Source organism: Ruegeria sp. BH8 (assembly GCF_056538065.1).
Genome location: NZ_JBQFSP010000007.1, coordinates 97,365 through 124,050, shown reverse-complemented (window position 1 = coordinate 124,050; position 26,686 = coordinate 97,365). Strand labels below are relative to the sequence as shown.

Here is a 26,686-nt window from a genome sequence, read left to right as displayed (position 1 = left end):
AACAAGAAAACAGGGGCAGAAATGGCAGAAATATCCAAGCGCAGGCGTATCTGGGGCTGGTGGTTCTTCGATTGGGCCAGTCAGCCCTATCACACTCTTTTGGTCACGTTCGTGTTCGGCCCTTACTTCGCGGGCGTCGCTGCGGAATATTATCTGGCATCCGGCCTGGACGCGGGGTCTGCGGATGCACAGGCGCAGGTGGTCTGGGCCAACTGCATGACCATAGTTGGTTTGATTATTGCCTTCGGTGCACCGCTGATGGGGGCGATGGCCGATGTGTCTGGTCGGCGCATCCCCTGGATATTCGCCTTTTCCGTGATGTACGCAGTAGGTTCCGGCGCGCTTTGGTACACGATGCCCGATGGCTCGAACATGTGGTTGATGCTGTCTGCCTTCGGTCTGGGTTTCATCGGCGCGGAATACGCCCTGATCTTCATCAATTCCCAACTGCCCGATCTGGGTGACGACAGCGAAGTGGGCGAAATCTCCGGCTCGGGCTTTGCTTTTGGCTATTTCGGCGGCCTGATCTCGCTGGCGATCATGCTTGCGCTGTTTGTGGAGCAGGCCAACGGCAAAACGCTGATCGGGATGGACCCCTTGTTTGGGCTGGATGCGTCGCAACAGCAGGGTACGCGCTTTGTTGGGCCGTTTACCGCCGGATGGTTCATTCTGTTCATGGTGCCCTACTTCCTTTGGGTCCATGACGACGAAACGACAAACAAAAAGGGCAGCGTTGCCGAGGCGCTGCGGCTGTTGGCAAAATCAGTGTCTAACCTGCGCCATCGCACCAGTTTGGCCAGTTACCTGGGCTCATCCATGTTCTATCGGGATGCGCTGAATGGGCTTTACAGTTTTGGCGGCGTCTATGCCCGGCTAGTGTTGGAATGGGACCTGATCAAGATCGGTGTTTTCGGCATCGTCAGCGTTCTGGCTGCAGCGGCATTTTCCTGGGTGGGCGGCAAGCTGGACAAGAAATATGGTCCCAAGCCCGTGATTATCGTTGCGATCTGGGTGTTGATCCTTGTCTGCATCACCATCGTTTCAATGGACCGGTCCCAGATATTCGGTATCGCCATGTCCGAAGGGTCGGGCTTGCCGGATATGGTTTTCTTTGGTTGCGGTATCCTGATCGGAGGCATGGGCGGCATCCTGCAATCCTGTAGCCGGTCGATGATGGTCCGGCATACGGACCCGGCAACCCCCGTCGAAAGCTTTGGCCTTTACGGTCTGTCGGGTCGCGCCACCGCTTTTGCTGCGCCACTTCTGATCGGGATCGCCACCTCGGTGACAGGAAGTGCTCGTCTGGGGGTGTCACCCATCGTTCTGTTGTTTATTCTGGGGCTATTCCTGATGCGCTGGGTGAGACCGGAAGGGGATCAGAGCAGATGATAATAAAACGTTTTTTGATAATATTGGCTGCGCTTGCTATTGCTGGCACTGCGACGGCAGAACCGCTGGCAAAGCAGTTGTTCGGGGCGCAGAAACAAAGTTCACAGCAAAAACCGGCCGCATTCGGCAGTTATTCGCGCGGATGTGCTGCGGGGGCAGTTCAACTGCCTGAAACGGGGCCTACATGGCAGGCTATGCGCCTGTCACGCAATCGCAACTGGGGGCATCCGCAGACGATCGATTACGTGCAGGACCTCAGCAGGTTTGCAGCCAGTCAACCGGGATGGAACGGTCTCTATATAGGGGATATCAGCCAACCACGCGGCGGGCCGATGACCTCGGGCCATCGCAGCCATCAGTTGGGGCTGGACATCGATATCTGGATGCTGCCGGGCGAAAACATGCGCCTGAGCCGCAAGTCACGCGAAAACATCTCGTCCATCTCGCTTCGTCGTTCCAATGGCGCTTACGTCAACGGAAACTGGACTAAGCAGCATCATGCGCTGTTGCGCGAAGCGGCAAAAGACAAGCGTGTCGCCCGGATTTTCGTGTTTCCCGGGGCCAAGGTTCAGATGTGCGACGATGAAAAGGGGAACCGCGACTATCTGCGGAAAATCAGGCCCTGGTGGGGGCATCACTATCATTTCCACGTGCGCCTGAACTGCCCCAGAGGGTCAAAGGGTTGCGTGAATCAAGACCCACCCCCCAAAGGCGATGGCTGCGCCGAGGCCCGGCAATGGGTGCAAAACATCTTGAACCCGCCGCCACCCGATCCCAATGCACCGCCGCCGAAGAAACGCCGGGAATACGTTCTGGCAGACTTGCCGCAACAATGCTCCGCCGTTTTGCAATCCAACTGAGTGTAGCGCTGTTTCTTGCCCCGGTGGCCGCCGCGCTGGATGTGAAATCGGCGGCCCACCTGGACAGTTTCGTTTGGCGGCATCCAGCAAGTTGGTTTGGCGGATTTTCAGCGCTTCATATCTCGGACGACGGAGGCCAGATGATTGCGCTTAGCGACCGGGCGCGGATCGTGACCGCGCGAATTGAGCGGCGCGAAGGCCAGATCGCGGATATTCACGTTCTTGGTCAATGGCCGGTGCTGTCCAGCAATGGGCATGTCATGAAAGGCGGCGTCGGCGATTCCGAAGGCATCGCGGTGACGCCGGGTGGCAGCATTTTCATCTCGTTCGAAGGGGTGCATCGTGTCGCCTATTACCCTACACCGGGCTCAAGCGCGCGTGTGTTACCTCGCCCGAATGCGTTTCGGGACCTTGCCGACAATGGTTCTTTCGAAGCTCTGGCCATTGATGGGCGCGGCTGGCTTTACACTTTGCCGGAAAAGAACCGCACCGCTAAAGGGGACATTCCGGTTTACCGTTGGAATGGCGGCACATGGTCGACCCCGTTTGTTCTGCCACAGCGCAGCGGCTTTAAACCCGTTGCCGCGGATTTCGGTCCCGATGGACGGTTCTACGTTTTGGAACGCAAGGTATCCTTGGTCGGTTTTCGATCGCGACTGCGGCGATGGGACGTGGTAGACGAGAAACCAGGCACCGAGGAAACCCTGTTCGAAACCGGAACGGGCGCGCATGACAACCTCGAAGGATTGTCGGTCTGGCGCGACGGGCAGGGCCGGTTGCGCGCCACGATGATTTCAGATGACAACTTTCTGGCGTTGCAGCGGACCGAACTTGTGGAGTACCTGCTGCCCGATTGACAGGGCGCAGGCAAAGGTCTAAAGGCACGGCTTGCCTTGGGACGGTCCCTTGGCCAAGTCGCCGCTACCTTGTCAAAACGGGCATCAAAACATGCAACGTAACTTCATTCCCGGCATTATTGCCATGGCCACCATTGTTGTGGCCTCGAACATTCTGGTCCAGTTCCTGATCCTTGACGGGCTGCTGACATGGGGTGCTTTCACCTATCCGCTGGCCTTTCTGGTTACAGACATCATGAACCGCGTCTATGGCGTGGGTCCGGCCCGTAAGGTCGTGTTTGCCGGCTTTGTCACCGGTGTTATCTGCTCGCTCATCGGCAGCCAGATCATGTTGCAGGGTGACGGGTTCACCTATGCTGCTGTACCGCTGCGCATCGCCGTTGCATCGGGAACCGCCTTCCTGATCGCGCAACTGACGGATGTCACCGTGTTCAATTCCCTGCGCGGTGGTCGCTGGTGGCGTGCGCCGCTGGTGTCGACGCTGGTGGGATCTGCACTGGATACCGCGATCTTCTTCACCCTCGCCTTTTCGGCCTCGGTCGCCTTCTTCGGTGCCAATGCTGACGCCGCAATTAATTGGGCGTGGGAGCCGGTACCCTTCATGTTGTCCGGCCCGGTGGCACCGCTTTGGGTGACGCTGGCTTTTGCGGACTGGTTGGTGAAGCTTTCACTGGCCCTGATCGCCCTGATCCCGTTCAAGGTGATCGTTGCGCGGCTGACTGCGCAGCCTGTGTAAAAAAACGCTTTGAGAATGGCACAACTTGTGGCACGCTTCTTTTCAACCGCAACAGATAGAAAAGGAGGTGATCCAGTGTCAAGAAAGAGATTGGAGAGAGGTGTCGGAACAACCGGGGGGATCGCCCGTTAGGGCAGCCCTTGGCGGAGCGCTCGCTCCGGCTGGTCGATTGATCTAACCGACCCGACCTCCTGAACTTTCGAAGGGCCGTCCCGCTGGGGCGGCCCTTTTTGTTGCCGTCACCCACTGGGGGTGTTCAATACTTACCATGCGCGGAGGCTGGCTGCGTTTGACGCAGCATAAAGCTTGGTCGCGGCAACGGCGTGAATACGTGTCGTCAAAGCTTCGGTGTCTGGCCGCGTGCACTTGATGTCTGGCAAAGCTGCCGCGCGGCCTGACCCGGATATCCTTCTTCCTCGCTTTCATCGAACACGACATAGGCGGCATAAGCGAATCTGGGTGCCATTTCGATCAACTTGAGCCACCCGTTGCAAAGCTCCGGTTCGACAACACGCCGTGGGAAATATCCGGCCGAGGGAACCGACCGAAGATATTGCAGGCCGAGGGTGCCAATGCCCAGCTGAAGGCGCGGTGCATCAAGTTCCGGAAAGTTCAACATATGATCGGCGCGAAACTCCGGGCCCCAGTCTATCAGGACATAAGCGTTGCCCAGATCAGCGGGCAGGGCTTCCGGGCCGCTGCTGACAAGAACAAACTCGTCCTCGAAAAGCTGGAGCGCGGACAAGCCCGGTGCGTTTCGCGGCCGGTACATGATGGCAAGATCCAGGCTGCCTTCCTCGATTTCGCGCGTGAGTGTTTCCGACGAGGCCGCTGTCGCCCGGATGGCGACGTCAGGGAGTGCCGCCATCAACTCGGGCAGGGCGTTGATTAGATAGCCGTCCCAAAGACTTGGTGTTGCGCCGATTTCCAAGGCGGCTGCCATCGAAGCAGGCAGACCGGCATCCAGCTTAGCCTGGGTCCACGTTCGCACCAGAACCTGCGCATGTTTGAGGAAATGCCGCCCGGCAATGGTCAGGGTCGCACCAGACTTGCTGCGTTCAAAAACGGGCTGTCCAAGCTGTTGTTCGAGCGTTCGAATCCGCATGCTGACAGTCGATTGCGTAACATGGACCTTGTCCGCTGCGTCAAGAAAAGTACCGGTTTCAACGACCGCAAGGAAAGTTCGGGCGAGCTCAATGTCCATCGTTCACCTATTTGAATATTCGATATTATGGGTGATATAAATTCGTTATTCAACGCTATGCGGATGTGCGATATATGCTGCGTAGCGCGAAAGTGCCCCCACCGGATCGGACCGCCAATCAACAGTTTTCATCGTATAGTGGACAACCCGATCTGCGGAACAGGTGTAATCTGTCTGCCGTAGATAAGCCTCCGACACCCAAGCGCTGCACCAACCCCTCAATGGGTAAACCGCCCATTCCCTGATGGAGAACAAAATGAGTCGAGTTTCTGTTGTTGCTCTGCTCGCGTCATTCCTTGCCCTTCCGGCCGCTGCCTTGCCGGTAGGACTGGACACGGACGGTGATGGTCTGGCTTCGCTGACCGAGCTACAGACAAAGTATCCCGATATTACCAGTGAGAGCTTTGCCGAAATTGACACGGATGCCGACGGTTTCGTCAATGACGAAGAAATGGTCGCTGCGGTCGAGGCAAAGTTGCTTCCTGATCCCAAAGGTGACGAATAAGCCAGGGTTGCCAAGAACATGAGAAACCCCTCTCCACCCTACAGGTGGATGCTTGCCGGAATGGGTATCTGGTTAGTGCTGTCCCCATTTGTACTGTTCAGCCAGAAAACCCTAGCTCACGGTTCGTCTGACCGTGAGTCGCTCGCCTTCATGACGATCGGTATTGGTGTGTTGGTCATGTCAGGCGCTAGCGGCCGGGGCCACCTTCTCGCACGGGTGGCTCCGGTATTGGCGGTCGGGGCATTGCTGATCGCCGCGCCCGAGGTGCTGCATTTTACCGGTCATGGTGTGGCAGTGGCAAATGCTTGGCTCACGGGATCTGCGCTGATCGCGCTCGCCGCTTGGGAGGCGCTGGCGAGCAACAGATTGCGTGCGATCCTGTAGGCTGGCGCGGGGCAGGCAACTGCCCCGCGTTTCTTTTGGCTCCGGCGTCTAAATGATCTCGTCCTCATCGAACATCGGATCGCCGTCAAGCTGGCTGGCAATTGTATCGACCCGCATTTCGACATCCGAGCCGGTCGTTTCCGCAATATGAAACAACGCGTCACCTTCATGAACGACAGGCAGATTAGTGCGCCCCACGATGATACCCGTGGTTTCGCAGATGATATCGGTCCTGAGTTCTCCGAACGGGTCGGAAATGCGTCCAAGCAGGTCACCGGCGGCCACGTATTCTCCGGTCGCTTTGAAAGTCCGCAACAGGCCACCGGCGGGCGCGCGCATCCATGAGCTTGACCGGACATGGACAGGCTTTTCGCGCACAGCGGCGATGCCACGCTTGGCAACCATGCCCTTTGCGTTCATCACCCGAAGGATGCCTGCAACCCCCGCCCGCGCAGACAGTTCGTCGAAACGCAGACCCTCACCGCCCTCGAACAGCAGGATATCCACACCACGCTCTTGCGCGGCCTTGCGCAGTGACCCGTCGCGCAGCTTTGAAATCATCACCACGGGCGCACCGAAGGCATCCGCGTATCTAAGGGTGACATCCGAAGCCGGAGAGACGCGGATCTGCGGCAGATTGGTGCGATGAATCGCGGCAGAATGAAGATCGATCCCCAGGTCCGACCGCTCGACGATCTCGGTCATGAAAAGATGCGCCAGCCGACCGGCCAGCGACCCCCCCTCGCTGCCGGGGAAGGAACGGTTCAGGTCGCGCCGGTCGGGAAGGTATCGGGAATGTGTCATGAAACCAAAGGCATTCACGATCGGGATAACCAGCAAGGTACCCGCAAGCTTGTCAAGTTGTGGCGCCCGAAGCAGTCGCCGCGCGATTTCCACGCCGATCACTTCATCGCCGTGAACGGCGGCACTGACGAACAGGACCGGTCCGGGGCGGCGACCGTGAACCACGTGTACTGACATGCTTACCGGCGTGTGATCCGACAGTACGCTAACCGGCAAATCCAGAGTGGTTCGTGTGCCGGGCGGTACGCGAAAACCTCCGATTTCAAAGGGACCGCGCATCACCTTTACCCACGGCCTCGTGTCTTTGTGTTGCCTTTGGCTGCATTCTTTTCGAGAAACTCGATGATTTTGCCCGCGACATCAATGCCGGTGGCCTTTTCAACACCTTCAAGCCCGGGCGAAGAGTTTACTTCCATCACCACGGCGCCGTGATTGGCGCGCAGCATATCGACACCGCACACATTAAGACCCATGGCCTTGGCCGCACGCACGGCTGTCGAGCGTTCCTCGGGTGAGATTTTGATAGGCTTGGCGCTGCCACCCCGATGCAGGTTTGATCTGAACTCGCCCTCTGCCCCTTTTCGTTGCATCGCCGCGATCACCTTTCCACCGACCACAAGCGCACGAATATCCGTGCCGCCTGCTTCCTTGATGAACTCCTGTACCATGATGTTGACCTTGGCGCCGCGAAACGCCTCGACCACGGATTTTGCCGACCGGTTTGAATCCGCAAGCACCACTCCGATGCCCTGCGTGCCCTCCAGCAGCTTGACCACCAGCGGAGCGTCCCCCGCCAGTTTGAGAACTTCGTCGGTCTGTTTCGGGTCATGCGCGAAGGTGGTGACCGGCAATCCGATCCCGTCACGTGCCATCAGCTGCATGGACCGCAACTTGTCACGGGATCTGCCAATTGCAACCGACTCGTTGAGCGGAAATACACCCATGATTTCGAACTGCCGCAACACGGCCAGCCCATAGAATGTGACCGAAGCGCCGATCCGTGGGATCACCGCGTCATAGCGCCCAAGCTTTTTGCCGTCGTAATAAACCTCGGGTCGGCGCGACGCGATATTCATGTAACAGCGTAGCGTGTTCACGATATCCAACTGGTGCCCGCGTTGTTCAGCAGCCTCTTTCAGACGCTGGTGGGAATACAGGTTTGGATTTCGGGCAAGCATGACAAGCTTCATTGATGTCGTCCTTCTGCGTCCTTGGATCTTGTCTTGCTCTTCATCTTTTTCGGGTCTTTTCGTGCATCCAGAAGATATGAGTGGCCGGGATCGACAAGGATCCCGCGCCGTCGAATGGCGGTACGGCCAAGGATCAGATCAAACTCCATCCTCGCGCGATTGGCCAGCGAAACGTCGATCAGCCAGCGATGCCGTCCAAGCAGAAGTTGTGTTCTGACAATCAACCGGCGTTCCGGAATGCCACCAGTGTTCTTGATTTCCCGCTCGTCTACAACCCGCGTGCGCACCCGACCCGATGAACGGCGATTATGGACCGGGATCATGAACTCGACCCATCGTTCGCCATCAACCTCGAACACGGTCTGGTCCACGGCATGCAGGGCCGCGGTTCTGGCGCCTGTGTCTATCTTTGCTGGAATATGCTCGATCCCGAACTCGGGCAGGCTGATCCGCTCGCGCCATCCTATGACTTCGGGGTATCCTGTTTGTTTAGCCATGGCGACTAAGCCACGCAGTCATCATTGGCGCGCCGGTAATTCACAAACGAATTCGCGCTCATCACAACGTAAAAACTATCCATATCGATTAACACATACCCAAGTTCAAAAAGTGCGATCGACAGGGCGCGGATATCTGCTTCATACAAACGCCTGCGCCCGGCGATCCGACGCACCAACTTGTCCGGAATGCGATACCGTCCGCTGGCCTTGCCGCCAAACTCCTGATCGTACAAGACGGCCAGACGTTCGGCTGCGGCGGATATCCAGTCATTTTCCTGCATGCACTTTCTTACAAATCAAAAATTTTTTTGTCTATAGGCAAATAATTTCTGCTATATCGGCGTAAGTTAAGAATCTATACCCCCACAGGTCGGCGGATGAGCGATACGGACTCCTTACCAAAGGAAACAGGGACGCAGCTTCAGCTGGCGTTGGAAAATCGCGACGGGGCGGCGCTGGCAGACCTGCTTGATCCGCTTTCGCTCAGCGATGCCTTGCGGGAATTGCTCAACCTGCCCGTTGACCAGCGAAGCGCCGCGCTCTCGTTGCTGCCACCGGAACGTGCGGCCGAACTGGTCGAAGAAGCGCCAAACGCGCTGGCGGTCGATCTTGTTGAACGCTTGGTATCCGAACAGGCCGCCGAGATCATCCTTGAGCTGGATTCCGACATTCAGGCGGATTTGATCGGTGAACTAGAAGACGCCGATGCAGAAGCGATCCTTGCCCGGATGGACCCGGAAGATGCGGCGGATGTCCGGCGGCTGGTTGAATATGACGACGATGTCGCCGGTGGTCTGATGGTGGCCGAAGCCTTTACCTTTTCCGATGGCGATACAGTCGGAAAGGTTCTGCGGCGTTTCGCTCATGAAGAATACGATCTGGAACGTTACCGTGGCCAGCACCCCTACGTTTTGAATTCCGATGGCGTGCCTGTCGGAGTGCTGTCCTTACGCAGCCTGCTGTCCACACGGCGAAGCATCAAACTCACCGATATCATGGTGCCCCCTATCACGGTTCCGGCCGGCATGCCACTGGAAGAACTGGAGGACCTTTTCGATGAGCACCCTTTTCTTGGGTTGCCGGTTGTCGAAACGGACGGGAACCTTGTGGGTGTCGTTTCCCGTTCTGCCGTGGATGAGGCCCTGCTAGAGCGCGCGGAATCCGCAAGCCTGAAACGTCAGGGTGTCTTTGGGGACGAACTGCGATCGATGCCCTTGCCGCTCAGGGCGCGGCGTCGGCTTCAATGGCTGTCGGCCAACATCGTGCTCAACGTGGCCGCGGCCAGCGTGATTGCCGCCTATGAACAGACCCTTGCCGCCGTGATCGCACTGGCTGTGTTCCTGCCGATGGTCTCGGATATGAGCGGTTGTTCCGGCAATCAGGCCGTTGCTGTCAGCATGCGCGAGCTTTCGCTTGGTCTGGTTCGGCCCATTGATGCTATGCGGGTCTGGTTAAAAGAGGTCTCGGTCGGCATCATCAACGGCTGTGTCCTTGGCCTGCTAATCGGACTCGTTGCCTGGATGTGGAAAGGAAACCCGTTTCTGGGTTTGGTGATTGGCGGCGCGCTGGGCCTGAACACGATCATCGCGGTATCGATCGGTGGCGTTCTGCCATTGTTGTTAAAGCGCATCGGTCAGGACCCGGCGGTCGCCAGTGGCCCTTTGCTGACAACGATCACTGACATGGCGGGTTTTTTTCTGGTCCTGAGCCTTGCAACGGCGATGATGCCACTCCTGAATTAGTGTTTTTCATGCGCCCTGATCAACACAGGGGTCGGGCGCTCAACCACTAGGAAGACATGACGATCTCAAGCATTGTCAAAACGCAGAACCTGAAAAAGCCGCCATTTTGCGACACTGACACAACGGTGTTCGATGCGGCCGTCACCATTGCGTTGCTGGACGTGAATGCGTTGGCGGTTCTCAGCGATGGGAAGCTGGTCGGGATTATCACGGATCATGACGTGCTGCTGTGCCTGGCGGATTCCGGCTCGGCTTTTTACAAGCAGACTGTGGGTGACTGGATGACGGAAAAACCCGTCACCTGCGCGCTGGGCTCGAAGTTGTCGACCGGTCTTAATCTGATGGCCAAACACAAGATCCGAAACCTTGTCGTAACTCAGAATGGAAAAGCAATTGCCGTTGTGAGCAGTAAAGAAATCCTGGCACGGGTGCATGAGGAAGACGAGCTGGAGCTGAAGGTGTTGCGTGATATCGCCCGCGGGGCTCAGGGCCAGTCAATCGCCTGACACCGCGGTTCCATGTCTGCTCGCTCTCCACTCAGGACCGCTAAGGAAGGTCACTGTTGGAAATGGAAATGCTGACTTTCCAGGTGCCATCCGTCTGGCGTTTCAGGACGTTCACAAACTTCCCTTTTTCCGGCGGATCAGAGTCAGCAAATGCAAAGGATCCGACCTGATAGGCGGTATCACTATCGACACCGAAATCGATCAACTCATTTGTATGTGTTCCGCCGATGTTTTCCTTCATTCTTTCCTTATAGGCTTCGATGAACGCTTCGCGCCCGCGCAGCAGGGGCTCGCCGGGCGCCAACAACATGACGTCTTCGGTAAAGAACGCAGCTGACGCGAACAAACGTCCCGGCCACCGCCAGGATTCTGAATTGCGCGACCTGCCAAAGCAGGCTTGATCGCACATATGCACTGCGTTAGGCACCGAGGATGAGGAGACTTGCTGAAATGCTGTGCCGCAATGGCTTACGCCCGCCCGCATGTTGCGGGTATCCGACGGCACGGGTCGGGATCGCGACTCTTCTTTTTCATTCGCCCAAGTCACCAAGCTGACACTGCCATGCTGCACATCACCGATGATATCGCGCTGCAAGACTGGGAAATGACCGAAAGCTTTGTACGGTCGTCCGGTCCCGGAGGGCAGAATGTCAACAAGGTGTCGACCGCAGTCGAGCTGCGCTTCGAAGCTGCACGCTCGCCGTCCTTGCCCGATCCGGTCAAGGCCCGGTTAAAGCGACTGGCCGGGCGACGCTGGACCAAAGACGGCGCAATCATCATTCAATGTGAGGAAACACGCTCGCAGGCCCGCAACCGTGAAATCGCGCGCGCGAGGCTGGCAGAACTGATCGCCCGCGCGCTGGTCAAACCCAAACGGCGGATCGCAACGAAACCGACCTATGGTTCGGTCAAGCGTCGACTTGCCGCGAAAAAGGCGCGTGGCGACGTCAAGGCGCTGCGGGGCAAGGTGTCTGAAGATTGATCTGGCATCTTGCCGGGGCGTTGATAGTCTGGCCCGCAAAGGCTGCAAAAGGGCAACGTCATGAGGCTGGAGGGAAAAACCGCAATCGTCACCGGTGGTGCATCGGGTTTTGGCGCGGGGATCGTGCAGAAATTCCTGGCCGAAGGCGCACGCGTCATGATCGCGGACATCAATGGTGACGCAGCCGCTGATATGGCGGGGCAACTTGGGGCCGGGGTATTGGCGCACCAGGTCGACGTCGGCAATAGGGCTTCAGTTCAAAAGATGGCGGACACGGCACTCGCCGCCTTTGGGGCGCTCGATATTCTGGTAAACAACGCAGGTGTCACCCACTTGCCAACCCCTCTGGAAAATGTCACCGAGGATGATTTCGACCGGGTCTTCAAGGTGAACATGAAGTCCGTCTATCTGACCGCCCGGGCATTTGTTCCCCATATGAAGGCGCGCGGCGCAGGCGCAATTCTGAACGTGGCCTCGACAGCGGGCCTGTCACCGCGCCCGAATCTGAACTGGTACAACGCGTCCAAAGGGTGGATGATCACGGCAACCAAAACCATGGCGGTCGAATTGGCCCCAACCGGCATTCGCGTGAACGCGATCTGCCCAGTGGCGGGCGAAACACCGCTGTTGAAATCTTTCATGGGCGAAGACACGCCCGAGATTCGCGCCAAATTTCTGGCGACCATCCCACTGGGACGGTTTTCAACACCCGAAGACATGGCCAACGCCGCCTGTTTCCTGTGTTCAGACGAGGCCAGCATGATCACCGGCACCGCGCTCGAGGTCGATGGCGGCCGATGCATCTGATCCGCTCTTCATCTGGCCAAAAATATCCCCGCCGGAGGCAGCGCGCGCCCGCGCGCTTCCCCGCTCCAATCCCGAGCTCAAGATGATCCCTGGACCAAGAAACCTGATTACCGATGTCCCCGGCCTGAAGGTTGGAAACGCACAGGACGACGCTCTGAAGTCCGGGACCACGGTTCTCACGGCAGATAAACCGTTTGTAGCGTCGGTCCATGTGATGGGCGGGGCACCGGGTACGCGCGAAACCGATCTGCTTGCGCCTGATAAAACCGTCACAGGGGTGGACGCGCTGGTTCTGTCCGGCGGATCGGCATTTGGACTGGACGCCTGCTCGGGTGTTTCAGATGCGATGCGGGCCGAAGGGCGCGGATTTCCCGTCGGGTCCGCGAAGGTTCCGATCATTCCCGGCGCGATCCTGTTTGATCTGCTCAATGGCGGTGCAAAGGATTGGGCGGAAAACCCCTATCGTGCGCTGGGGCGAGCCGCTTATCTGGCCGCTTCAAAAGATTTTGATTTGGGGTCCGTCGGGGCGGGCACCGGGGCGTTGGCCGCAATGCAGAAGGGCGGGCTTGGCTCTGCTTCGTCCATTCTGCCTGATGGGGTCACGGTCGGGGCCCTCGTTGCGACGAACCCGCTGGGCAGTGTCACAACACCGGGTGACCGGCACTTTTGGGCGGCACCCTTTGAACAAGGTGCAGAATTTGGCGGGCTGGGCCCCGATATGTCGCCGGATCAAAGCCGGATCCGCCCCAGCCGCAAAGCGATGGCCATGAGTCCAGCGCAACCCGAACAGACAAACACGACCATCGCCATCGTTGCCACGGATGCCGCATTGACCAAACCACAATGCCAAAGATTGGCCGTTGCCGCCCACGACGGAATTGCCCGGGCGATCCTTCCCGCACACACACCCGGCGACGGTGATCTGGTTTTTGGCATCAGTACCGGCGCCCGCCCCATCGCATCCGAGGCCGATCTCGCTCTGATCGGGCACGCGGCTTCGCTGTGCCTGTCCCGCGCCATCGCGCGGGCGGTTTATCTGGCGACCCCGGCGGAAGGAGACCTGTTGCCCTGCTGGACCGCTGTACATGACTTAAGTTAAGGACACACCATGTGTCGCAGTGGCACTGTAGATGCGCGCGGCAATCCGCGCGTTGACACTTTTATGCGCCGGGGGTCCATTCGGTGCAGCCAATTTGTATCGGAGCACAAGCTATGAATCGTATCCTCACTATCGCAATCGCTGGCCTGCTGGCGCTGCCCGCCCATGCCGAAGGCGATGCCGAAGCCGGTGAGAAAGCTTTCAACAAATGCAAGTCCTGCCACATGATCGCTGACCCGGCCGGAGAAGTCATTGTCAAAGGCGGAAAAACCGGTCCCAACCTCTTTGGTGTCGCCGGCCGCACTGCCGGAACCTACGAAGACTTCAAATATGGCGACAGCATCGTCGCAGCCGGTGAGAAGGGTTTGGTCTGGGATGAGGCCTCCTTTGCGGAATACACGCAGGACCCTAAGGGCTTCCTGAAATCGTATCTGGACGACACCGCTGCCAAGTCGAAAATGACCTTCAAACTGAAAAGCGGCGGTGAAGACGTCTACGCCTATATCGTCAGTGTATCAGGCGAATAAACGCTAGCATTGTGCACCCATGCACAAGGACCAAAGGCCGCAGCCCCTGCGGCCTTTGGTGCGATTGATACCAGTGTAGAACAGCGCCACTTTGGTATCTGACGGCAAACCGCAGAGTGTGCCGCAACGCCAAGCCGACCCGGCAACAGCTAAACCCAACATCAGCGCCCGTCAGGCGGATTGGCAACAGGAGAGGACAGATGGGCATTATGATCCCGGCTTGGGTCAATGGTGAATTGACCCCGGTAGACAAACTTGAAGCTCACGAAAAGGGCCTCAAGCACAAGGCCGTGTCGGTGTTTGTCGTTAGGGGCACCGAGATTTTGTTGCAGCGTCGGGCGCTGGGCAAGTACCACACGCCCGGCCTGTGGGCGAACACTTGCTGCACACACCCCGACTGGGACGAAAGCTCGTCAACCTGCGCCGTGCGCCGTTTGAACGAAGAACTGGGGATCACAGGTCTTTATCCTGAATACCGTCACCGTTTGGAATACCACGCCGATGTTGGGAACTGCATGGTGGAAAACGAAGTGGTCGACGTTTTTCTGGCCCATGTGCGCGGACCGCTGAAAATCGCGCCTGATCCGGACGAAGTCATGGATATCCGCTGGATCGACTACCATGACCTGTTGGCCGAAGTGGCCCGCCACCCGGATCGGTTTACACCGTGGCTCAAGATCTACCTGCACAACCATGCGGACACGATTTTCGGCCCGGACCTGATCATTTCAGCTAAATCCTGAGGCACACCGAAAATCCCTGCCTTGCAAGGGCGGCCCAAGCCGCCTAAATCAACGCGTCATGGCCAAGCAGAAGACAGACCCGAATTACAAGGTAATCGCCGAAAACCGGCGCGCCCGCTTCGATTACGCAATCGAAGAGGACATTGAATGTGGCATCATCCTGCAGGGGTCCGAGGTCAAATCCCTGCGCGCGGGCGGCTCGAACATCGCCGAAAGCTATGCCACGGTCGATGACGGAGAACTGTGGCTGGTCAACAGCTATATCGCGCCGTATGAGCAGGCCAAGATGTTCAAGCATGAAGAACGTCGCCGCCGGAAACTGCTGGTGTCCCGCAAGCAGATGTCGAACCTGTGGAACGCGACGCAGCGCAAGGGCATGACGCTGGTGCCGCTGGTTCTGTATTTCAACCACAGAGGACTGGCCAAGATCAAAATCGGCATCGCCAAGGGTAAGAAAACCCACGACAAGCGCGAAACCCAGGCCAAGCGCGACTGGTCACGGCAAAAGCAGCGCTTGTTGAAAGATCACAGCTAGAACGCCATCGCCGCCTGAACCGCCCGTTGCCAGCGATCATAGGCCGCGTCGCGTTCGGCTTGCTCTTGCGTTGGCTCGAACCGGCGGTCCAGCGCCCATGTTTCGGCAAAACCGGCCTGATCCGGGTAAATCCCGGCTTTCATACCTGCCAGCCATGCGGCGCCTAGGGCGGTCGTTTCCTGCATAACCGGGCGATCCACCGGGGCACCCAGACAATCTGAAAGACCCTGCATGGTCCAGTCAGATGCACTCATCCCGCCGTCGACGCGCAAGATGACATCCGCCTCGGCCCCCCAGTCGCCCTGCATGGCGTGCCACAGGTCGCGGGTCTGAAAGGCGATGCTTTCCAGCGTGGCGCGGGCAATCTCGGCCCGGCCGGAATTGCGTGTCAGCCCGAACATCGCACCGCGGCAATCCGGCTTCCAGTAAGGAGCCCCAAGGCCCGTGAACGCCGGCACCAGAATCACATGCTGGTTCGGGTCGGCCTGCGCCGCCAGATCGCCGCTTTGCGGGGCCGAATCGATGATCTGCAACGCATCGCGCAGCCATTGCACGGCGGCCCCGGCGATAAAGATCGACCCTTCCAGCGCATAGGTGCGCTGACCGTCCAATTGGTAAGCGATTGTTGTCAGCAGGCGGTTTTTCGATTCAACCGGCTGCGCGCCCGTGTTCAGCAGCGCGAAACAGCCCGTGCCATAGGTGGATTTCATCATACCGGGCTGGAAACAGGCCTGACCGATGGTGGCTGCCTGCTGATCGCCTGCCACACCCAGAATGGGGATATTCCCACCAAGCAAGGTGGTTGCGCCGAAATCCGAGGCGCAATCCTGCACGGTCGGCAACATTTGAACGGGTACATCCAGCAATTCGCAAATCTCAGCGCTCCAGGCGCCTTTGTGAATGTCGAACAGCAGGGTGCGGGCGGCGTTGGTGGCGTCAGTGGCATGGACACGACCTTCGGTCAGACGCCAGATCAGGAAACTGTCGATGGTGCCGAACAGCAACTCTCCGGCCTCAGCCCGCGCGCGTGCGCCTGAAACGGTGTCCAGCAGCCATTTGACCTTGGTGCCCGAGAAATAAGGGTCCAGCAGCAGGCCGGTCTGGGCGGTGACGTCATCTTCACACCCGGCTTGCTTGTATCGGGCGCAGATTTCGGCGGTGCGGCGGTCCTGCCAGACAATCGCGTTATGGATGGCCTTGCCGGTCTGCTTGTCCCAGACCACGGTGGTTTCACGCTGGTTGGTGATACCAATACCCGTGATCTGGTCAGCCGAAACACCGGCGCTTTCCATCACCTCGCGACACACATGCATGACGCTGGACCAGATATCCTCGGGGTCGTGTTCAACCCAACCTTCTTGCGGGAAATGCTGGGGGAACTCCTGCTGAGCGGTGCCAACACGGTTCATCTGCCCGTCGAACAGGATCGCGCGCGAGGACGTGGTGCCCTGATCAATTGCCAGAATAAAGGTCATGTCCGCTCTCCCCGGTGTCATTTTGCGCGACTTTAGCGCAAACAACGGCGCCGGGGCCAGAGCAGAAATCAGACCGGATCGACGGGAATATTGTCGATCAGGCGGACGCCATCGGCCCAGGCCGTAACGAACAAGCGCGCGGGTTTGCTGGCATTGGGCAGGCTTTCCAGCGTCTCGGCGCAGCGCAGATCGATATATTCCACTTCGGTAAAACCAGCGTCCAGCAATGCGGCTTTTGCGTCTTGCGCCAGCGCCGCGAAATCCTTGCCAGCGGCAAGCTTATCTGCCACCCGCCGCATGATCTCGTTCATGCGGGACGCGACCTTTACACCCTCAGGCGACAAAAGCAGATTGCGCGACGACATTGCCAGCCCAGAAGGCTCGCGCACGGTTGGGCAGCCGACAACCTCGATGGGAATGTCCAGATCGCGGGCCATGCGGCGCACCACCAGCAGTTGCTGATAGTCTTTTTCCCCGAAGTAGGCTCGGTCCGCCTGCGTTTGCAGGAACAGTTTGGCCACTACAGTGGCCACGCCTTCGAAATGGCCGGGGCGAAACGGGCCTTCCATCATGTCGGTCAAACCGGTCACGGATACCGTGGTGGAAAAGCCGTCGGGATAGATTTCCTGAGGGTCCGGCACATAGATCGCATCCACGCCATAAGGGGCCAGCTTTTGGGCGTCTTCATGTTCCGTGCGGGGATAGTTCGCCAGGTCTTCGGGGTTGTTGAACTGCTTGGGGTTCACAAAGATCGTCACGATCACCCGGTCACAGTTCTCCTTGGCGGCCTGCGCCAGCGACAAATGCCCTTCGTGCAATGCGCCCATGGTCGGAACAACGCCGATAACGTCACCTGCGCGGTGCCATTCTGTCGTCTTGGTCCGCAGTTCCGCCAGCGAGCGCAGGATCGGCGCGGTCACGTCTTTGGTCCTTTCGCCGGAGCCTGATCAGCAAAGACATGTTCGTCCGCCGGAAATGTTCGCGCACGCACTTCGGCCGCGTAATCTGCGATGGCGGCTTCGGCCAACGGGCCAAGCTCGGCATAGCGTTTGACGAATTTGGGTTTGAAGGCGGTGAAAAAGCCAACCATGTCATCGACGACCAGAATCTGCCCGTCACAACCGGCGGACGCTCCGATTCCGATGGTGGGGATGGCAACCTGTTCGGTGATCCTGTCGGCCAGACCTTGCGGCACTTTCTCAAGCACCACGGAAAACGCGCCGGCCTCGGCCACGGCGCGGGCATCTGCCATGACGGTTTCGGCCTGTTCGTCGCGCCCCTGCACCTTGTAGCCGCCCAGCGTGTTGATCGATTGCGGGGTCAGACCGATATGCGCCATCACCGGGATGCCGCGCTTGACCAGAAAGCGGATGGTTTCGGCCATCTCGGCACCGCCTTCCAGCTTGACTGCCCCCGCACCGGTTTCCGCCATCAGCCGCGCCGCGTTGCGAAACGCTTGTGCCGGGCTTTCCTCATAGCTGCCAAACGGCATGTCGATGACCATCATCGCCGTGCTCAACCCGCGTGCGACGGCCTGACCGTGCAGGATCATCATCTCCATCGTGACACCAAGGGTGGATTCCAGCCCGTGCAAAACCATCCCGACGCTGTCCCCCACAAGAACAAAGTCACAATGCGTGTCCATCAGGCGCGCCATAGGCGTTGTGTATGCGGTCAGCGAGACCAGAGGCACGCCGCCTTTTCGGGCGCGAATATCTTCGGCGTTCGGGGCCTTTTTGCGGGCGGTGGCGCTCATGGTTGGCTCCTGCAGGGCTTATGTTGCAGTGCGGCATAGCAGATCGGCCAGGGCCAAAGAAACCCCGGTTGCGCGAACATTCCCTTGATTGACCTCAGGTTTAAAGGAACACTGCCGATAAAACGGCCCGGAAAACATGGGCGCAGATTTTCAGTTGGGAGAGTTCACATGACAAAACACGTGCTTCGAACATTCGCGTCGACCGTGGCGATTGGCGCCAGCCTGTTGGCGACGCAGGTTTTGGCCAAATCCGACATCACCATCGCCATGCAGTTGGAACCCCCGCATCTGGATCCGACCAGCGCCGCAGCTCAGGCCATCGATTCGGTTGTCTACACCAACATCTTCGAAGGTCTGACCCGTTTCATGGGCGACGGCTCGGTCGTGCCCGGCCTTGCGGAAAGCTGGGAGATTTCCGAAGACGGCAAAACTTATACCTTCAAACTGCGCGACGGCGTGACCTTCCATGACGGCACGACTATGGATGCCGAGGATGTCAAATTCAGCCTTGACCGGGCCACGGCCGAGGACAGCGCCAACGCGCAGAAAGCTCTGTTTGCAGGGATCGAAAGCGTCGAGGCCGTGGATCCACTGACGGTCAGGATCACCCTGGCCGATCCGAACGGCAACTTCCTGTTCAACCTTGCCTGGGGTGACGCGGTGATCGTCGCGCCCGAAAGCATCGAGAACATCAAGACAAACCCGGTTGGTACAGGTGCATTTACCTTTGGCGACTGGGTTCAGGGCGACAGCATAACACTGAACCGCAACCCCAATTATTGGGGCGATCAACCCGCTTTAGAGACTGCGACGTTCAAATTCATCTCAGACCCGACCGCCGCTTTCGCGGCCATGATGGCCGAAGACGTGGACGTGTTCGACAACTTCCCGGCACCGGAAAACCTGCCCCAGTTCGAGGCTGACCCGCGGTTTCAGGTTCTGGTTGGATCGACCGAGGGGGAAACGATCCTGTCCACCAACAACAAACAGCCGCCATTCGATGATATTCGGGTCCGGCAGGCGTTGGCCCATGCGATTGACCGGCAGGCCATCATCGACGGCGCCATGTTCGGGTACGGCACCCCTATCGGCACGCATTTTGCGCCACACAACCCCGCTTATGTCGATCTGACGGGCCAGTCCGCGTATGATCCCGAAAAGGCCAGGGCTTTGCTGGCAGAGGCGGGATTTGAAAACGGGTTCGAGACAACTCTGCACTTGCCACCGCCATCTTATGCGCGCCGGGGCGGTGAAATCATCGCCGCACAGCTGGCCGAGGTCGGCATCACGGCCGAGATCATCAACGTCGAATGGGCCCAGTGGCTGGAATCGGTGTTCAAGGGCAAGGAATTTGGTCTGACCATCGTCAGCCATACCGAACCGATGGATATCGGCATCTATGCGCGGCCCGACTATTACTTCCAGTATGACAGCATCGACTTTCAGACGCTGATGGAGACGCTGAACACCACCACCGACCCCGAGGAACGGACCCGTCTTCTGGGTGAGGCGCAGCGCCTCATCTCGAACGATTATGTCAACGGGTACCTGTTCCAGCTGGCCAAGCTGGGCGTCGCCAAGGCCGGTGTTCAGGGCCTTTGGGAAAACGCACCAACTGCGGCAATCGACCTGACCGCCATTTCCTGGTCTGAATGACATCAGTTGACTGGGCCTGCTTAACGGGCCCAGTCTCACCATTGCGAAATGCGTTTCTAACGATCATGAAAAGCTTGTTTGCAGGTTTCGTTCTTTTGCTTTTCGCGTCTGTCCTTCCAGGCGCTGTTTTTGCGCAGGGCTTGTTCCAAGGGCAGCAGGATACGCTGGTGGGAACCCCGGACAACCCGCTGCAGGTCGGGGTTGGTATCAAGATCGACCAGATTACCGGCGTCGATCAGCAATCCGAAAACTATGGTGCCGTGGTTGTACTGCGGTTCGAATGGACAGACCCGGAACTGGCGTTTGATGCAGCAAGCCTTGGTCGTGATTTTCGGGTTTTTGAACCTCCCGCTTTCGTGAAATACGCCGCTGAGCTGGATGTGGTAACCCCGGCTTTTGTTATCCACAACCAACAGTCCAATCGATGGATTCATGAATCCGCAGTTGCCGTGCGTCATGACGGTCACGTGACCTTTGTCGAAAAATCCTCGCTGACCTTGCAGGCTCCGCATTTCAACTTTCGCAAATACCCGTTCGATACGCAGGAATTTCACTTCGAGGTCGTATCGGTGTTTCCTTCGCAATTCGTTCACTATCACTCGCTTGATGAATACTCCGGCCTGGGTGACATGCTGGGCGAAGAGGAGTGGATACTTGGCAATGCCAGGGCTCTGACGTCAACGACGACCGGTTTGTCGGGCAACGAAAGCGACCGGGTGGAACTTGTCTTCGAAGGCACCCGGCACCTGACATATTACACCATCCGCATATTCCTGCCGATGCTGGTGCTGATCACGGTAGGATGGGCGCTTTTCTTTCTGGATGAATACCGAAAACGGATCGAGATCGCAGGCGGCAACCTGTTAGTCTTTGTGGCCTTCAACTGGGCCATTTCCGCTGACTTGCCCAAGCTTGGCTATCTGACGTTTCTGGACTTCATTCTGCAATGCATGTTCCTGATGACAGGAACGATTATCGTCTTCAGCGTGATGTTGCGTAAATTGAAAGTTTCCGGTCGGGAAGAGACGGCCAGAAAGCTCGACAATTACGCGATCAAATGGATTTACCCGTTGGGATATGCCGCCATCATCGGCTATGCCGTCGTTGTCTTTCTGATGACGTCTTAGGCGCTGAACCCCACAACTATGTGGTTCTGAAATCGCGTGTATAGCTTTGGCTACCGGCTGTTCTGACCCTTGTCGGCGCAGCAGGACGGCGTGGCGGACACCGCGCGCTGAAAGCAACAGTAACAAAAAATCGCAAGATTAAGCATGCACCGCTGATTGTCGTGGTGTCTGATTCAACACAACAGATGTCGGATTCTAGAGTATCCAAATTCGGTTTTTTCGCGGATTCTGAAAAAAAAGGTCCGATTCATGCGATACTCTGGTTTCAAAGTCATCAAAGAGGCTCTTACCGGGCACAAAGGGTGGACACCGGCCTGGCGCGAGCCGGAGCCCAAGCCACATTACGACATTGTGATCATCGGCGGTGGCGGTCATGGCCTTTCAACGGCGCATTACCTGTCAAAGGTATTTGGCCTCCGCAATGTGGCGGTGATTGAAAAAGGCTGGATCGGTGGCGGCAATGTCGGGCGCAATACAACCATTATCCGCTCGAATTATTTGCTGGACGGCAACGAACCTTTCTACGAGTTCTCGCTGAAACTGTGGGAAGGTCTTGAGCAGGACGTAAACTATAACGCGATGGTCAGCCAGCGCGGGATCATCAACCTGATCCACACAGACGCCCAGCGCGACGCCTTTACGCGACGTGGCAACGCCATGATCCTGAACGGCGCGGATGCCGAGCTGCTGGATGCCGAACAGGTGCGCAAGGAATACCCGTTCCTGAACTTCAACGATGCCCGGTTCCCGATCAAGGGCGGGCTGGCCCAGCGGCGTGGTGGCACGGTTCGGCACGACGCGGTGGCCTGGGGATATGCCCGTTCAGCAGACAGCCACGGTGTCGATATCATCCAAAACTGCGAAGTGACCGGTTTCCGGATAGAAAACGGAAAATGTCTGGGGGTTGAGACGTCGAAAGGGTTCATTGGCGCAGGCAAGGTTGGCTGTGCCGTGGCCGGAAATTCGGGGCGTGTCATGGGCATGGCGGGTATGCGGTTGCCAATCGAAAGCCATGTCCTGCAAGCCTTCGTGTCAGAAGGTCTGAAGCCGGTTCTGCCCGGGGTGATCACTTTTGGCGCGGGGCATTTCTATGTCAGCCAGTCCGACAAGGGCGGGCTGGTCTTTGGTGGCGATATCGACGGGTACAATTCGTACGCACAACGCGGCAACCTGCCCGTGGTCGAAGATGTCTGCGAGGGCGGCATGGCCCTGATGCCGATGATCGGTCGCGCGCGCCTGCTGCGGATGTGGGGCGGGATCATGGATATGTCCATGGATGGATCGCCCATCATCGACCGGACCGGCATCGATGGCCTCTATTTCAACGGCGGCTGGTGTTACGGCGGGTTCAAGGCAACTCCGGCGTCGGGGTATTGTTTTGCGCATCTGCTGGCAAAGGATGAACCGCACCCGACAGCCACCGCCTACCGGTTCGACCGGTTCCGCACTGGCCGCATGATCGACGAAAAAGGTATGGGCAACCAGCCCAACCTGCACTGAGGGGAGCAGCACCATGATCATCCATCATCCCTTGCTGGGCCCGCGTGACAGTTCCGAATTCGTCTATCTGGGAGACGCTTCGCTGATCAACAGGCCCGATTGGCAGGCCGAAGATGCCGCCGAAGCGTTTTTTGACTACGCCTATTTGCGCGGCAATCCAGCTGGCGAACACCGCGAGTTGTGGTTCCACGAGGGGGGCGACCGATCCTGGCTGGTCGTGACCCGCAATACCGCGACACATGAGATTTCCAAAGTGGAACTGGCCCGTGACGTGGCCCGGGCACAGGGGCGCTCCAAATGACTCAAGACAACAGGCTGAGCGGCGGTCAGATCGACCGCACCAAAACCCTGAACTTCAAATTCGACAACCGCAGTTACACTGCGCATCCGGGCGATACGCTGGCCTCGGCCCTTCTGGCCAATGACGTGCGCCTGATGGGCCGGTCGTTCAAATACCATCGCCCGCGTGGCGTGCTGACTGCCGGTTCGGAAGAACCCAACGCCCTTGTCGAGCTGCGCACCGGCAACCGTCAGGAACCCAACACCCGTGCCACGACCGTTGAGATGTTCGAGGGGCTTGAAGCCCATTCCCAAAACCGCTGGCCCAGCCTGAAATTCGATGCTCTGGCAATCAACGACAGATTCTCGACCTTTCTGACGGCGGGGTTCTACTACAAAACCTTCATGTGGCCTGCCGCGTTCTGGGAAAAGCTGTACGAGCCGATGATCCGCCGCGCGGCCGGTCTTGGGTCATTGTCGATGCAGGAAGATCCCGATGAGTATGACAAGGGGTTCCGGCATTGCGATCTGCTGATTATCGGCGCGGGTCCAGCCGGATTGATGGCGGCACTGACTGCGGGCCGGGCCGGTTCCGAGGTCATTCTTGCGGATGAGGATTTCGCACTTGGTGGGCGGCTCAACAGTGAAACCTTTTCGCTGAACGACGGCGATGCGACCGAATGGGTTAAGCAGAGTGTCGCTGAACTGTCAGCAATGCCCAACGTCCGCCTGATGCCGCGTACGACCGTGATCGGTGCCTTTGATCACGGCATCTATGGTGCAGTTGAGCGGACGGGCGATCATCTTGCTTCTCTGCCTTCCGGTAAACCGCGCCAGATACTCTGGCGCATCTACGCCAAACGCGCCCTGTTATGCGCTGGCGCGACCGAGCGGCCCATCGCGTTTGAAAACAACGACAGGCCTGGCATCATGCTGGCAAGTGCTCTGCGCACCTATGCCAATCGGTTTGCAACCACGGCGGCGCAACGTGTCGCCATCTTTACGAACAACGATGACGGCCACCGCACAGCTGCGGATCTGCACGCAAAAGGTATCAGGATTGCTGCCGTCGTCGATGTTCGTGACGACGCTCCGACCAGCCATGACTATGAGGTTCTGCAGGGCGCGCAGGTCAGGGACACCAAAGGCCGACTGGGGCTGACCTTTGTCGAGGTTGAGCTGGCAGACGGGTCGTCGCGCACGCTGGACTGCGGGGCGCTTGGCGTCTCGGGTGGCTGGAACCCCAACGTGCATCTGACCTGCCATCAACGAGGGCGTCCCGCGTGGAACGAAGATCTGGCGGCCTTTGTGCCTGGCACGGACTTGCCGCCTGGGCTGTCCGTCGCAGGGGCGGCAAATGGTGTGATGTCCACCCATGGCGCCCTGCAATCCGGGGCAGAAGGTGCGGCGCAGGCGCTGGGCCTGAAAGGCCCGCTGCCCGATCTGCCTAAGGCCGAGGATACCCCGATCTCGCAGACACCGTTCTGGTATGTTCAGGGTTGCAGCCGCGCGTGGCTGGATCAGCAGAACGACGTGACCGTCAAGGATGTGAAGCTCAGCCATCAGGAAGGGTTCCGTTCGGTCGAGCACTTGAAACGCTATACCACCTTGGGCATGGCCACCGATCAGGGCAAGACCTCGAACATGGGCGGGCTTGCGATCATGGCCGAACTTGCAGGTAAGTCCATTCCGGAAACCGGCACAACGATCTTCCGCCCGCCCTATACGCCCGTTCCGATTGCAACCTTTGCTGGCCGGATGAAAGGCAAAGAGTTTCATCCAACTCGCCTGACCCCGTCACATTACTGGGCCAAGGAACGCGGCGCGGTGTTTGTCGAGGTCGGCAATTGGCTGCGCGCACAGTGGTTCCCGCTGCCCGGTGAAACCCATTGGCGCGAGTCCGTTGACCGTGAGGTGCGCCAGACCCGTGCCTCGGTCGGGGTGTGCGACTGCACCACGCTTGGAAAGATTGATGTTCAGGGTGCGGATGCGGCGGATTTCCTGAACAGGGTCTATTGCAACGGATTTGCTAAACTGGCCGTCGGCAAAACCCGCTATGGGCTGATGTTGCGCGAAGACGGAATTGCGATGGATGACGGTACCGCCGCGCGTCTGGCCGAGGATCATTTCGTGGTCACCACCACAACTGCGAATGCGGTCAAGGTCTACCAGCATATGGAATTTGTCCGGCAATGCCTGTTCCCGGACATGGATGTACAGCTGATCTCGACCACCGAAGCCTGGGCACAATACGCGGTAGCCGGGCCCAATTCGCGCAAACTTCTGCAAAAGATCGTGGATCCCGAGTTCGACCTCTCGAACGAAGGCTTCCCGTTCATGGCTTGCGGCAACATCACCGTATGCGGCGGGTTGCGCGCGCGGTTGTTCCGTATTTCCTTCTCGGGCGAATTGGCCTTTGAAATCGCGGTGCCATCGCGATACGGCGACGCGCTGATGCGGCGTTTGATGCAGAAAGGTGAAGAGTTCGATGTCGTACCCTACGGCACCGAAGCGCTGGGCGTCATGCGGATCGAAAAGGGTCACGCCGCAGGCAACGAGTTGAACGGAACCACCACCGCCCTGAACCTTGGAATGGGTCGGATGGTATCCAAGAAAAAAGACAGCATCGGCTCAATCCTGTCCGAGCGTGAAGGGCTGAACGAACCCGATGCTTTGATGATGGTTGGAATCAAGCCTGTGAACGCTGGCGACAAGGTAACCGCCGGAGGGCATCTGATGAATGCCACGGGTCCCGTGGATGCTGCCCATGATCAGGGCTATGTCACATCGGCGGCATTTTCGCCGTCGCTGGACAGCCATATCGGCCTTGGCTTTTTGAAAAACGGCGGCACACGTCAGGGCGAAAAGATGCGCCTTGTGTCACCAGTGACCGATCTGACGGTCGAGGTTGAAATCGTCTCGGCCCATTTCGTCGACCCCGAGGGAGAACGGCTCCGTGCATGATCTTGTAGCAATAACCGCGCTGGGTGGAACCGAACCCAAGATCGACAGGGTCGGAAGCGTGACCTGTACCGAAACTCCGGGTGTGGCGCTGGCCTCGGTCGCCGCTCGGCTGGGTCGGGAAGACAAAACCCGGAGCGCCATATCCCAATTGATCGGCGCGGAAACGCCTGCCGTCGGGCAATTTACCGGCGGGCCGATCGTTGCCTTCTGGACCGGGCCTGATCAATGGATGATCGAAGCGCCCTTTGAGACACATGAAGATCTGGCGCATCTGGTGAAAAAAAGTACTGGGGATAACGCATCGGTTTCCGAACAGACAGACGCATGGGTCAGGTTTGATCTGGACGGAGAGGGCGTGTTGGCAGTGCTGGAATTGCTAAGCAGTCTGGATTGCCGAAAAATGGCGGCCGGTGCCGCATCCCGCACGTCTATCCATCACCTGGGGTGTTTCGTCCTGTGCCGCGCTTCTGGTTCGTTCAGCGTCTACGGGCCAAGATCGTCTGCCGGGTCACTGCATCATGCGATTGTGGCCGCAATGAAATCGGCGGTTTGAAGGCAA

29 protein-coding genes are annotated in these 26,686 nt (G+C 58.4%); 20 read left to right on the top strand and 9 right to left on the bottom strand.

Translation table 11 applies throughout. From position 1 onward, the window contains the following. Positions 1 to 21: 21 nt before the first annotated feature. The 4 genes from ACR0AD_RS13560 to ACR0AD_RS13545 all read left to right on the top strand — a co-directional run bounded on the left by ACR0AD_RS13560 (position 22) and on the right by ACR0AD_RS13545 (position 3,842). Positions 22 to 1,389 carry an MFS transporter gene (locus ACR0AD_RS13560; RefSeq protein WP_480487887.1) on the top strand — a complete coding sequence of 456 codons (1,368 nt, stop codon included), beginning with the start codon at positions 22 to 24 and terminating at the stop codon, positions 1,387 to 1,389. Beyond that, entirely contained in the window at positions 1,386 to 2,249 is an 864-nt protein-coding gene (gene mepA, locus ACR0AD_RS13555) for a penicillin-insensitive murein endopeptidase (protein ID WP_480487885.1), read from the top strand. Before ACR0AD_RS13560 ends, mepA begins: the two co-directional genes overlap by 4 nt. Beyond that, positions 2,222 to 3,106, top strand: a complete 885-nt coding sequence (locus ACR0AD_RS13550; protein ID WP_480487884.1) for an esterase-like activity of phytase family protein — start codon at positions 2,222 to 2,224, stop codon at positions 3,104 to 3,106. Before mepA ends, ACR0AD_RS13550 begins: the two co-directional genes overlap by 28 nt. A gap of 91 nt (positions 3,107 to 3,197) precedes the next feature. Next, entirely contained in the window at positions 3,198 to 3,842 is a 645-nt protein-coding gene (locus ACR0AD_RS13545) for a queuosine precursor transporter (RefSeq protein WP_480487882.1), read from the top strand. 337 nt (positions 3,843 to 4,179) lie between these two features. Here the strand turns inward: ACR0AD_RS13545 and ACR0AD_RS13540 are convergent, their stop codons facing one another. Next, positions 4,180 to 5,046, bottom strand: coding sequence for a LysR family transcriptional regulator (locus tag ACR0AD_RS13540; RefSeq protein ID WP_480487880.1), 867 nt, complete (start codon positions 5,044 to 5,046; stop codon positions 4,180 to 4,182). A 256-nt stretch (positions 5,047 to 5,302) separates the two neighbouring features. Here ACR0AD_RS13540 and ACR0AD_RS13535 point away from each other — a divergent pair, with 256 nt between their 5' ends. Both ACR0AD_RS13535 and ACR0AD_RS13530 read left to right on the top strand, forming a co-directional pair. Continuing rightward, positions 5,303 to 5,551: an EF-hand domain-containing protein gene (locus tag ACR0AD_RS13535; protein ID WP_480487879.1), complete on the top strand. Its 249-nt coding sequence runs from the start codon at positions 5,303 to 5,305 to the stop codon at positions 5,549 to 5,551. A 60-nt stretch (positions 5,552 to 5,611) separates the two neighbouring features. After that, positions 5,612 to 5,935: an SPW repeat domain-containing protein gene (locus ACR0AD_RS13530; RefSeq protein WP_480487877.1), complete on the top strand. Its 324-nt coding sequence runs from the start codon at positions 5,612 to 5,614 to the stop codon at positions 5,933 to 5,935. 48 nt (positions 5,936 to 5,983) lie between these two features. Here the strand turns inward: ACR0AD_RS13530 and ACR0AD_RS13525 are convergent, their stop codons facing one another. Genes ACR0AD_RS13525 through ACR0AD_RS13510 form a run of 4 tightly spaced genes read right to left on the bottom strand, consistent with a single transcriptional unit; the run spans position 5,984 to position 8,710 of the window. Further along, on the bottom strand, positions 5,984 to 7,018 hold the full coding sequence (locus ACR0AD_RS13525) for a succinylglutamate desuccinylase/aspartoacylase family protein (RefSeq protein WP_480487875.1): 1,035 nt from the start codon (positions 7,016 to 7,018) through the stop codon (positions 5,984 to 5,986). A 5-nt stretch (positions 7,019 to 7,023) separates the two neighbouring features. After that, on the bottom strand, positions 7,024 to 7,929 hold the full coding sequence (gene rimK, locus ACR0AD_RS13520; protein WP_480487873.1) for a 30S ribosomal protein S6--L-glutamate ligase: 906 nt from the start codon (positions 7,927 to 7,929) through the stop codon (positions 7,024 to 7,026). Beyond that, the gene (locus ACR0AD_RS13515; RefSeq protein WP_480487871.1) at positions 7,926 to 8,426 is read right to left on the bottom strand and encodes an ATP-dependent zinc protease family protein; all 501 of its coding nucleotides are present in this window, start codon (positions 8,424 to 8,426) and stop codon (positions 7,926 to 7,928) included. Before ACR0AD_RS13515 ends, rimK begins: the two co-directional genes overlap by 4 nt. Before the next feature lie 5 nt (positions 8,427 to 8,431). Beyond that, a complete protein-coding gene (locus ACR0AD_RS13510) occupies positions 8,432 to 8,710 on the bottom strand; it encodes a hypothetical protein (RefSeq protein ID WP_480482704.1) in 279 nt (92 codons plus the stop codon). A gap of 96 nt (positions 8,711 to 8,806) precedes the next feature. Here ACR0AD_RS13510 and mgtE point away from each other — a divergent pair, with 96 nt between their 5' ends. Continuing rightward, entirely contained in the window at positions 8,807 to 10,171 is a 1,365-nt protein-coding gene (gene mgtE, locus ACR0AD_RS13505) for a magnesium transporter (RefSeq protein WP_480487869.1), read from the top strand. A gap of 56 nt (positions 10,172 to 10,227) precedes the next feature. Continuing rightward, entirely contained in the window at positions 10,228 to 10,677 is a 450-nt protein-coding gene (locus ACR0AD_RS13500; RefSeq protein WP_480487867.1) for a CBS domain-containing protein, read from the top strand. Positions 10,678 to 10,717: 40 nt separating this feature from the next. Here the strand turns inward: ACR0AD_RS13500 and ACR0AD_RS13495 are convergent, their stop codons facing one another. Continuing rightward, entirely contained in the window at positions 10,718 to 11,086 is a 369-nt protein-coding gene (locus tag ACR0AD_RS13495) for a YybH family protein (RefSeq protein ID WP_480487865.1), read from the bottom strand. 153 nt (positions 11,087 to 11,239) lie between these two features. On the opposite strand from ACR0AD_RS13495, the gene arfB reads away from it, so the two are divergent. From arfB to smpB, 6 genes are all read left to right on the top strand, one after another. After that, entirely contained in the window at positions 11,240 to 11,659 is a 420-nt protein-coding gene (gene arfB / locus ACR0AD_RS13490) for an alternative ribosome rescue aminoacyl-tRNA hydrolase ArfB (protein WP_480487863.1), read from the top strand. 60 nt (positions 11,660 to 11,719) lie between these two features. Further along, complete coding sequence (locus ACR0AD_RS13485) at positions 11,720 to 12,466, top strand: SDR family oxidoreductase (protein WP_480487861.1); 747 nt, start codon at positions 11,720 to 11,722, stop codon at positions 12,464 to 12,466. 82 nt (positions 12,467 to 12,548) lie between these two features. Beyond that, positions 12,549 to 13,565, top strand: coding sequence for a P1 family peptidase (locus tag ACR0AD_RS13480; RefSeq protein ID WP_480482714.1), 1,017 nt, complete (start codon positions 12,549 to 12,551; stop codon positions 13,563 to 13,565). A 113-nt stretch (positions 13,566 to 13,678) separates the two neighbouring features. Next, a complete protein-coding gene (locus tag ACR0AD_RS13475; RefSeq protein WP_480482716.1) occupies positions 13,679 to 14,092 on the top strand; it encodes a c-type cytochrome in 414 nt (137 codons plus the stop codon). A 200-nt stretch (positions 14,093 to 14,292) separates the two neighbouring features. Beyond that, entirely contained in the window at positions 14,293 to 14,835 is a 543-nt protein-coding gene (idi, locus tag ACR0AD_RS13470) for an isopentenyl-diphosphate Delta-isomerase (RefSeq protein WP_480487859.1), read from the top strand. A 58-nt stretch (positions 14,836 to 14,893) separates the two neighbouring features. Beyond that, complete coding sequence (gene smpB / locus ACR0AD_RS13465) at positions 14,894 to 15,370, top strand: SsrA-binding protein SmpB (protein ID WP_209505165.1); 477 nt, start codon at positions 14,894 to 14,896, stop codon at positions 15,368 to 15,370. Here smpB and glpK read toward each other — a convergent pair. From glpK to panB, 3 genes are all read right to left on the bottom strand, one after another. After that, the gene (glpK, locus tag ACR0AD_RS13460; protein ID WP_480487857.1) at positions 15,367 to 16,845 is read right to left on the bottom strand and encodes a glycerol kinase GlpK; all 1,479 of its coding nucleotides are present in this window, start codon (positions 16,843 to 16,845) and stop codon (positions 15,367 to 15,369) included. The genes smpB and glpK overlap by 4 nt on opposite strands. Positions 16,846 to 16,913: 68 nt before the next feature. Next, positions 16,914 to 17,765, bottom strand: coding sequence for a pantoate--beta-alanine ligase (gene panC, locus ACR0AD_RS13455; protein ID WP_480482723.1), 852 nt, complete (start codon positions 17,763 to 17,765; stop codon positions 16,914 to 16,916). Then, positions 17,762 to 18,601, bottom strand: coding sequence for a 3-methyl-2-oxobutanoate hydroxymethyltransferase (gene panB, locus ACR0AD_RS13450; RefSeq protein WP_480487855.1), 840 nt, complete (start codon positions 18,599 to 18,601; stop codon positions 17,762 to 17,764). The genes panC and panB overlap by 4 nt, the downstream gene beginning before the upstream one ends. Positions 18,602 to 18,769: 168 nt before the next feature. On the opposite strand from panB, the gene ACR0AD_RS13445 reads away from it, so the two are divergent. The 6 genes from ACR0AD_RS13445 to ACR0AD_RS13420 all read left to right on the top strand — a co-directional run bounded on the left by ACR0AD_RS13445 (position 18,770) and on the right by ACR0AD_RS13420 (position 26,680). Further along, a complete protein-coding gene (locus ACR0AD_RS13445) occupies positions 18,770 to 20,257 on the top strand; it encodes an ABC transporter substrate-binding protein (protein WP_209505161.1) in 1,488 nt (495 codons plus the stop codon). 167 nt (positions 20,258 to 20,424) lie between these two features. Next, positions 20,425 to 21,384, top strand: a complete 960-nt coding sequence (locus tag ACR0AD_RS13440; RefSeq protein ID WP_480487853.1) for a ligand-gated ion channel — start codon at positions 20,425 to 20,427, stop codon at positions 21,382 to 21,384. 249 nt (positions 21,385 to 21,633) lie between these two features. Further along, positions 21,634 to 22,884, top strand: a complete 1,251-nt coding sequence (locus ACR0AD_RS13435) for a sarcosine oxidase subunit beta family protein (RefSeq protein WP_480474535.1) — start codon at positions 21,634 to 21,636, stop codon at positions 22,882 to 22,884. Between the two features lie 13 nt (positions 22,885 to 22,897). Further along, positions 22,898 to 23,185 carry a sarcosine oxidase subunit delta gene (locus ACR0AD_RS13430; RefSeq protein ID WP_480487852.1) on the top strand — a complete coding sequence of 96 codons (288 nt, stop codon included), beginning with the start codon at positions 22,898 to 22,900 and terminating at the stop codon, positions 23,183 to 23,185. Then, a complete protein-coding gene (locus tag ACR0AD_RS13425) occupies positions 23,182 to 26,127 on the top strand; it encodes a sarcosine oxidase subunit alpha family protein (RefSeq protein ID WP_480487850.1) in 2,946 nt (981 codons plus the stop codon). The genes ACR0AD_RS13430 and ACR0AD_RS13425 overlap by 4 nt, the downstream gene beginning before the upstream one ends. Continuing rightward, on the top strand, positions 26,120 to 26,680 hold the full coding sequence (locus ACR0AD_RS13420; protein ID WP_480487849.1) for a sarcosine oxidase subunit gamma: 561 nt from the start codon (positions 26,120 to 26,122) through the stop codon (positions 26,678 to 26,680). Before ACR0AD_RS13425 ends, ACR0AD_RS13420 begins: the two co-directional genes overlap by 8 nt. Positions 26,681 to 26,686 lie beyond the last annotated feature (6 nt).

Excerpts from the sequence above, each read along its gene's own strand:
- ACR0AD_RS13445 (WP_209505161.1), top strand. The coding sequence starts at position 18,770 with ATGACAAAACACGTGCTTCGAACATTCGCGTCGACCGTGGCGATTGGC.
- ACR0AD_RS13560 (WP_480487887.1), top strand. The coding sequence starts at position 22 with ATGGCAGAAATATCCAAGCGCAGGCGTATCTGGGGCTGGTGGTTCTTC.
- ACR0AD_RS13485 (WP_480487861.1), top strand. The coding sequence starts at position 11,720 with ATGAGGCTGGAGGGAAAAACCGCAATCGTCACCGGTGGTGCATCGGGT.
- ACR0AD_RS13535 (WP_480487879.1), top strand. The coding sequence starts at position 5,303 with ATGAGTCGAGTTTCTGTTGTTGCTCTGCTCGCGTCATTCCTTGCCCTT.
- ACR0AD_RS13515 (WP_480487871.1), bottom strand. The coding sequence starts at position 8,426 with ATGGCTAAACAAACAGGATACCCCGAAGTCATAGGATGGCGCGAGCGG.
- ACR0AD_RS13510 (WP_480482704.1), bottom strand. The coding sequence starts at position 8,710 with ATGCAGGAAAATGACTGGATATCCGCCGCAGCCGAACGTCTGGCCGTC.
- arfB (WP_480487863.1), top strand. The coding sequence starts at position 11,240 with ATGCTGCACATCACCGATGATATCGCGCTGCAAGACTGGGAAATGACC.
- ACR0AD_RS13480 (WP_480482714.1), top strand. The coding sequence starts at position 12,549 with ATGATCCCTGGACCAAGAAACCTGATTACCGATGTCCCCGGCCTGAAG.
- panB (WP_480487855.1), bottom strand. The coding sequence starts at position 18,601 with ATGAGCGCCACCGCCCGCAAAAAGGCCCCGAACGCCGAAGATATTCGC.
- ACR0AD_RS13475 (WP_480482716.1), top strand. The coding sequence starts at position 13,679 with ATGAATCGTATCCTCACTATCGCAATCGCTGGCCTGCTGGCGCTGCCC.
- ACR0AD_RS13435 (WP_480474535.1), top strand. The coding sequence starts at position 21,634 with ATGCGATACTCTGGTTTCAAAGTCATCAAAGAGGCTCTTACCGGGCAC.
- ACR0AD_RS13525 (WP_480487875.1), bottom strand. The coding sequence starts at position 7,018 with ATGCGCGGTCCCTTTGAAATCGGAGGTTTTCGCGTACCGCCCGGCACA.
- idi (WP_480487859.1), top strand. The coding sequence starts at position 14,293 with ATGGGCATTATGATCCCGGCTTGGGTCAATGGTGAATTGACCCCGGTA.
- ACR0AD_RS13425 (WP_480487850.1), top strand. The coding sequence starts at position 23,182 with ATGACTCAAGACAACAGGCTGAGCGGCGGTCAGATCGACCGCACCAAA.
- ACR0AD_RS13430 (WP_480487852.1), top strand. The coding sequence starts at position 22,898 with ATGATCATCCATCATCCCTTGCTGGGCCCGCGTGACAGTTCCGAATTC.
- mgtE (WP_480487869.1), top strand. The coding sequence starts at position 8,807 with ATGAGCGATACGGACTCCTTACCAAAGGAAACAGGGACGCAGCTTCAG.
- ACR0AD_RS13545 (WP_480487882.1), top strand. The coding sequence starts at position 3,198 with ATGCAACGTAACTTCATTCCCGGCATTATTGCCATGGCCACCATTGTT.
- ACR0AD_RS13530 (WP_480487877.1), top strand. The coding sequence starts at position 5,612 with ATGGGTATCTGGTTAGTGCTGTCCCCATTTGTACTGTTCAGCCAGAAA.
- ACR0AD_RS13550 (WP_480487884.1), top strand. The coding sequence starts at position 2,222 with ATGCTCCGCCGTTTTGCAATCCAACTGAGTGTAGCGCTGTTTCTTGCC.
- ACR0AD_RS13500 (WP_480487867.1), top strand. The coding sequence starts at position 10,228 with ATGACGATCTCAAGCATTGTCAAAACGCAGAACCTGAAAAAGCCGCCA.
- rimK (WP_480487873.1), bottom strand. The coding sequence starts at position 7,929 with ATGAAGCTTGTCATGCTTGCCCGAAATCCAAACCTGTATTCCCACCAG.
- smpB (WP_209505165.1), top strand. The coding sequence starts at position 14,894 with ATGGCCAAGCAGAAGACAGACCCGAATTACAAGGTAATCGCCGAAAAC.
- glpK (WP_480487857.1), bottom strand. The coding sequence starts at position 16,845 with ATGACCTTTATTCTGGCAATTGATCAGGGCACCACGTCCTCGCGCGCG.
- ACR0AD_RS13540 (WP_480487880.1), bottom strand. The coding sequence starts at position 5,046 with ATGGACATTGAGCTCGCCCGAACTTTCCTTGCGGTCGTTGAAACCGGT.
- ACR0AD_RS13495 (WP_480487865.1), bottom strand. The coding sequence starts at position 11,086 with ATGTGCGATCAAGCCTGCTTTGGCAGGTCGCGCAATTCAGAATCCTGG.
- mepA (WP_480487885.1), top strand. The coding sequence starts at position 1,386 with ATGATAATAAAACGTTTTTTGATAATATTGGCTGCGCTTGCTATTGCT.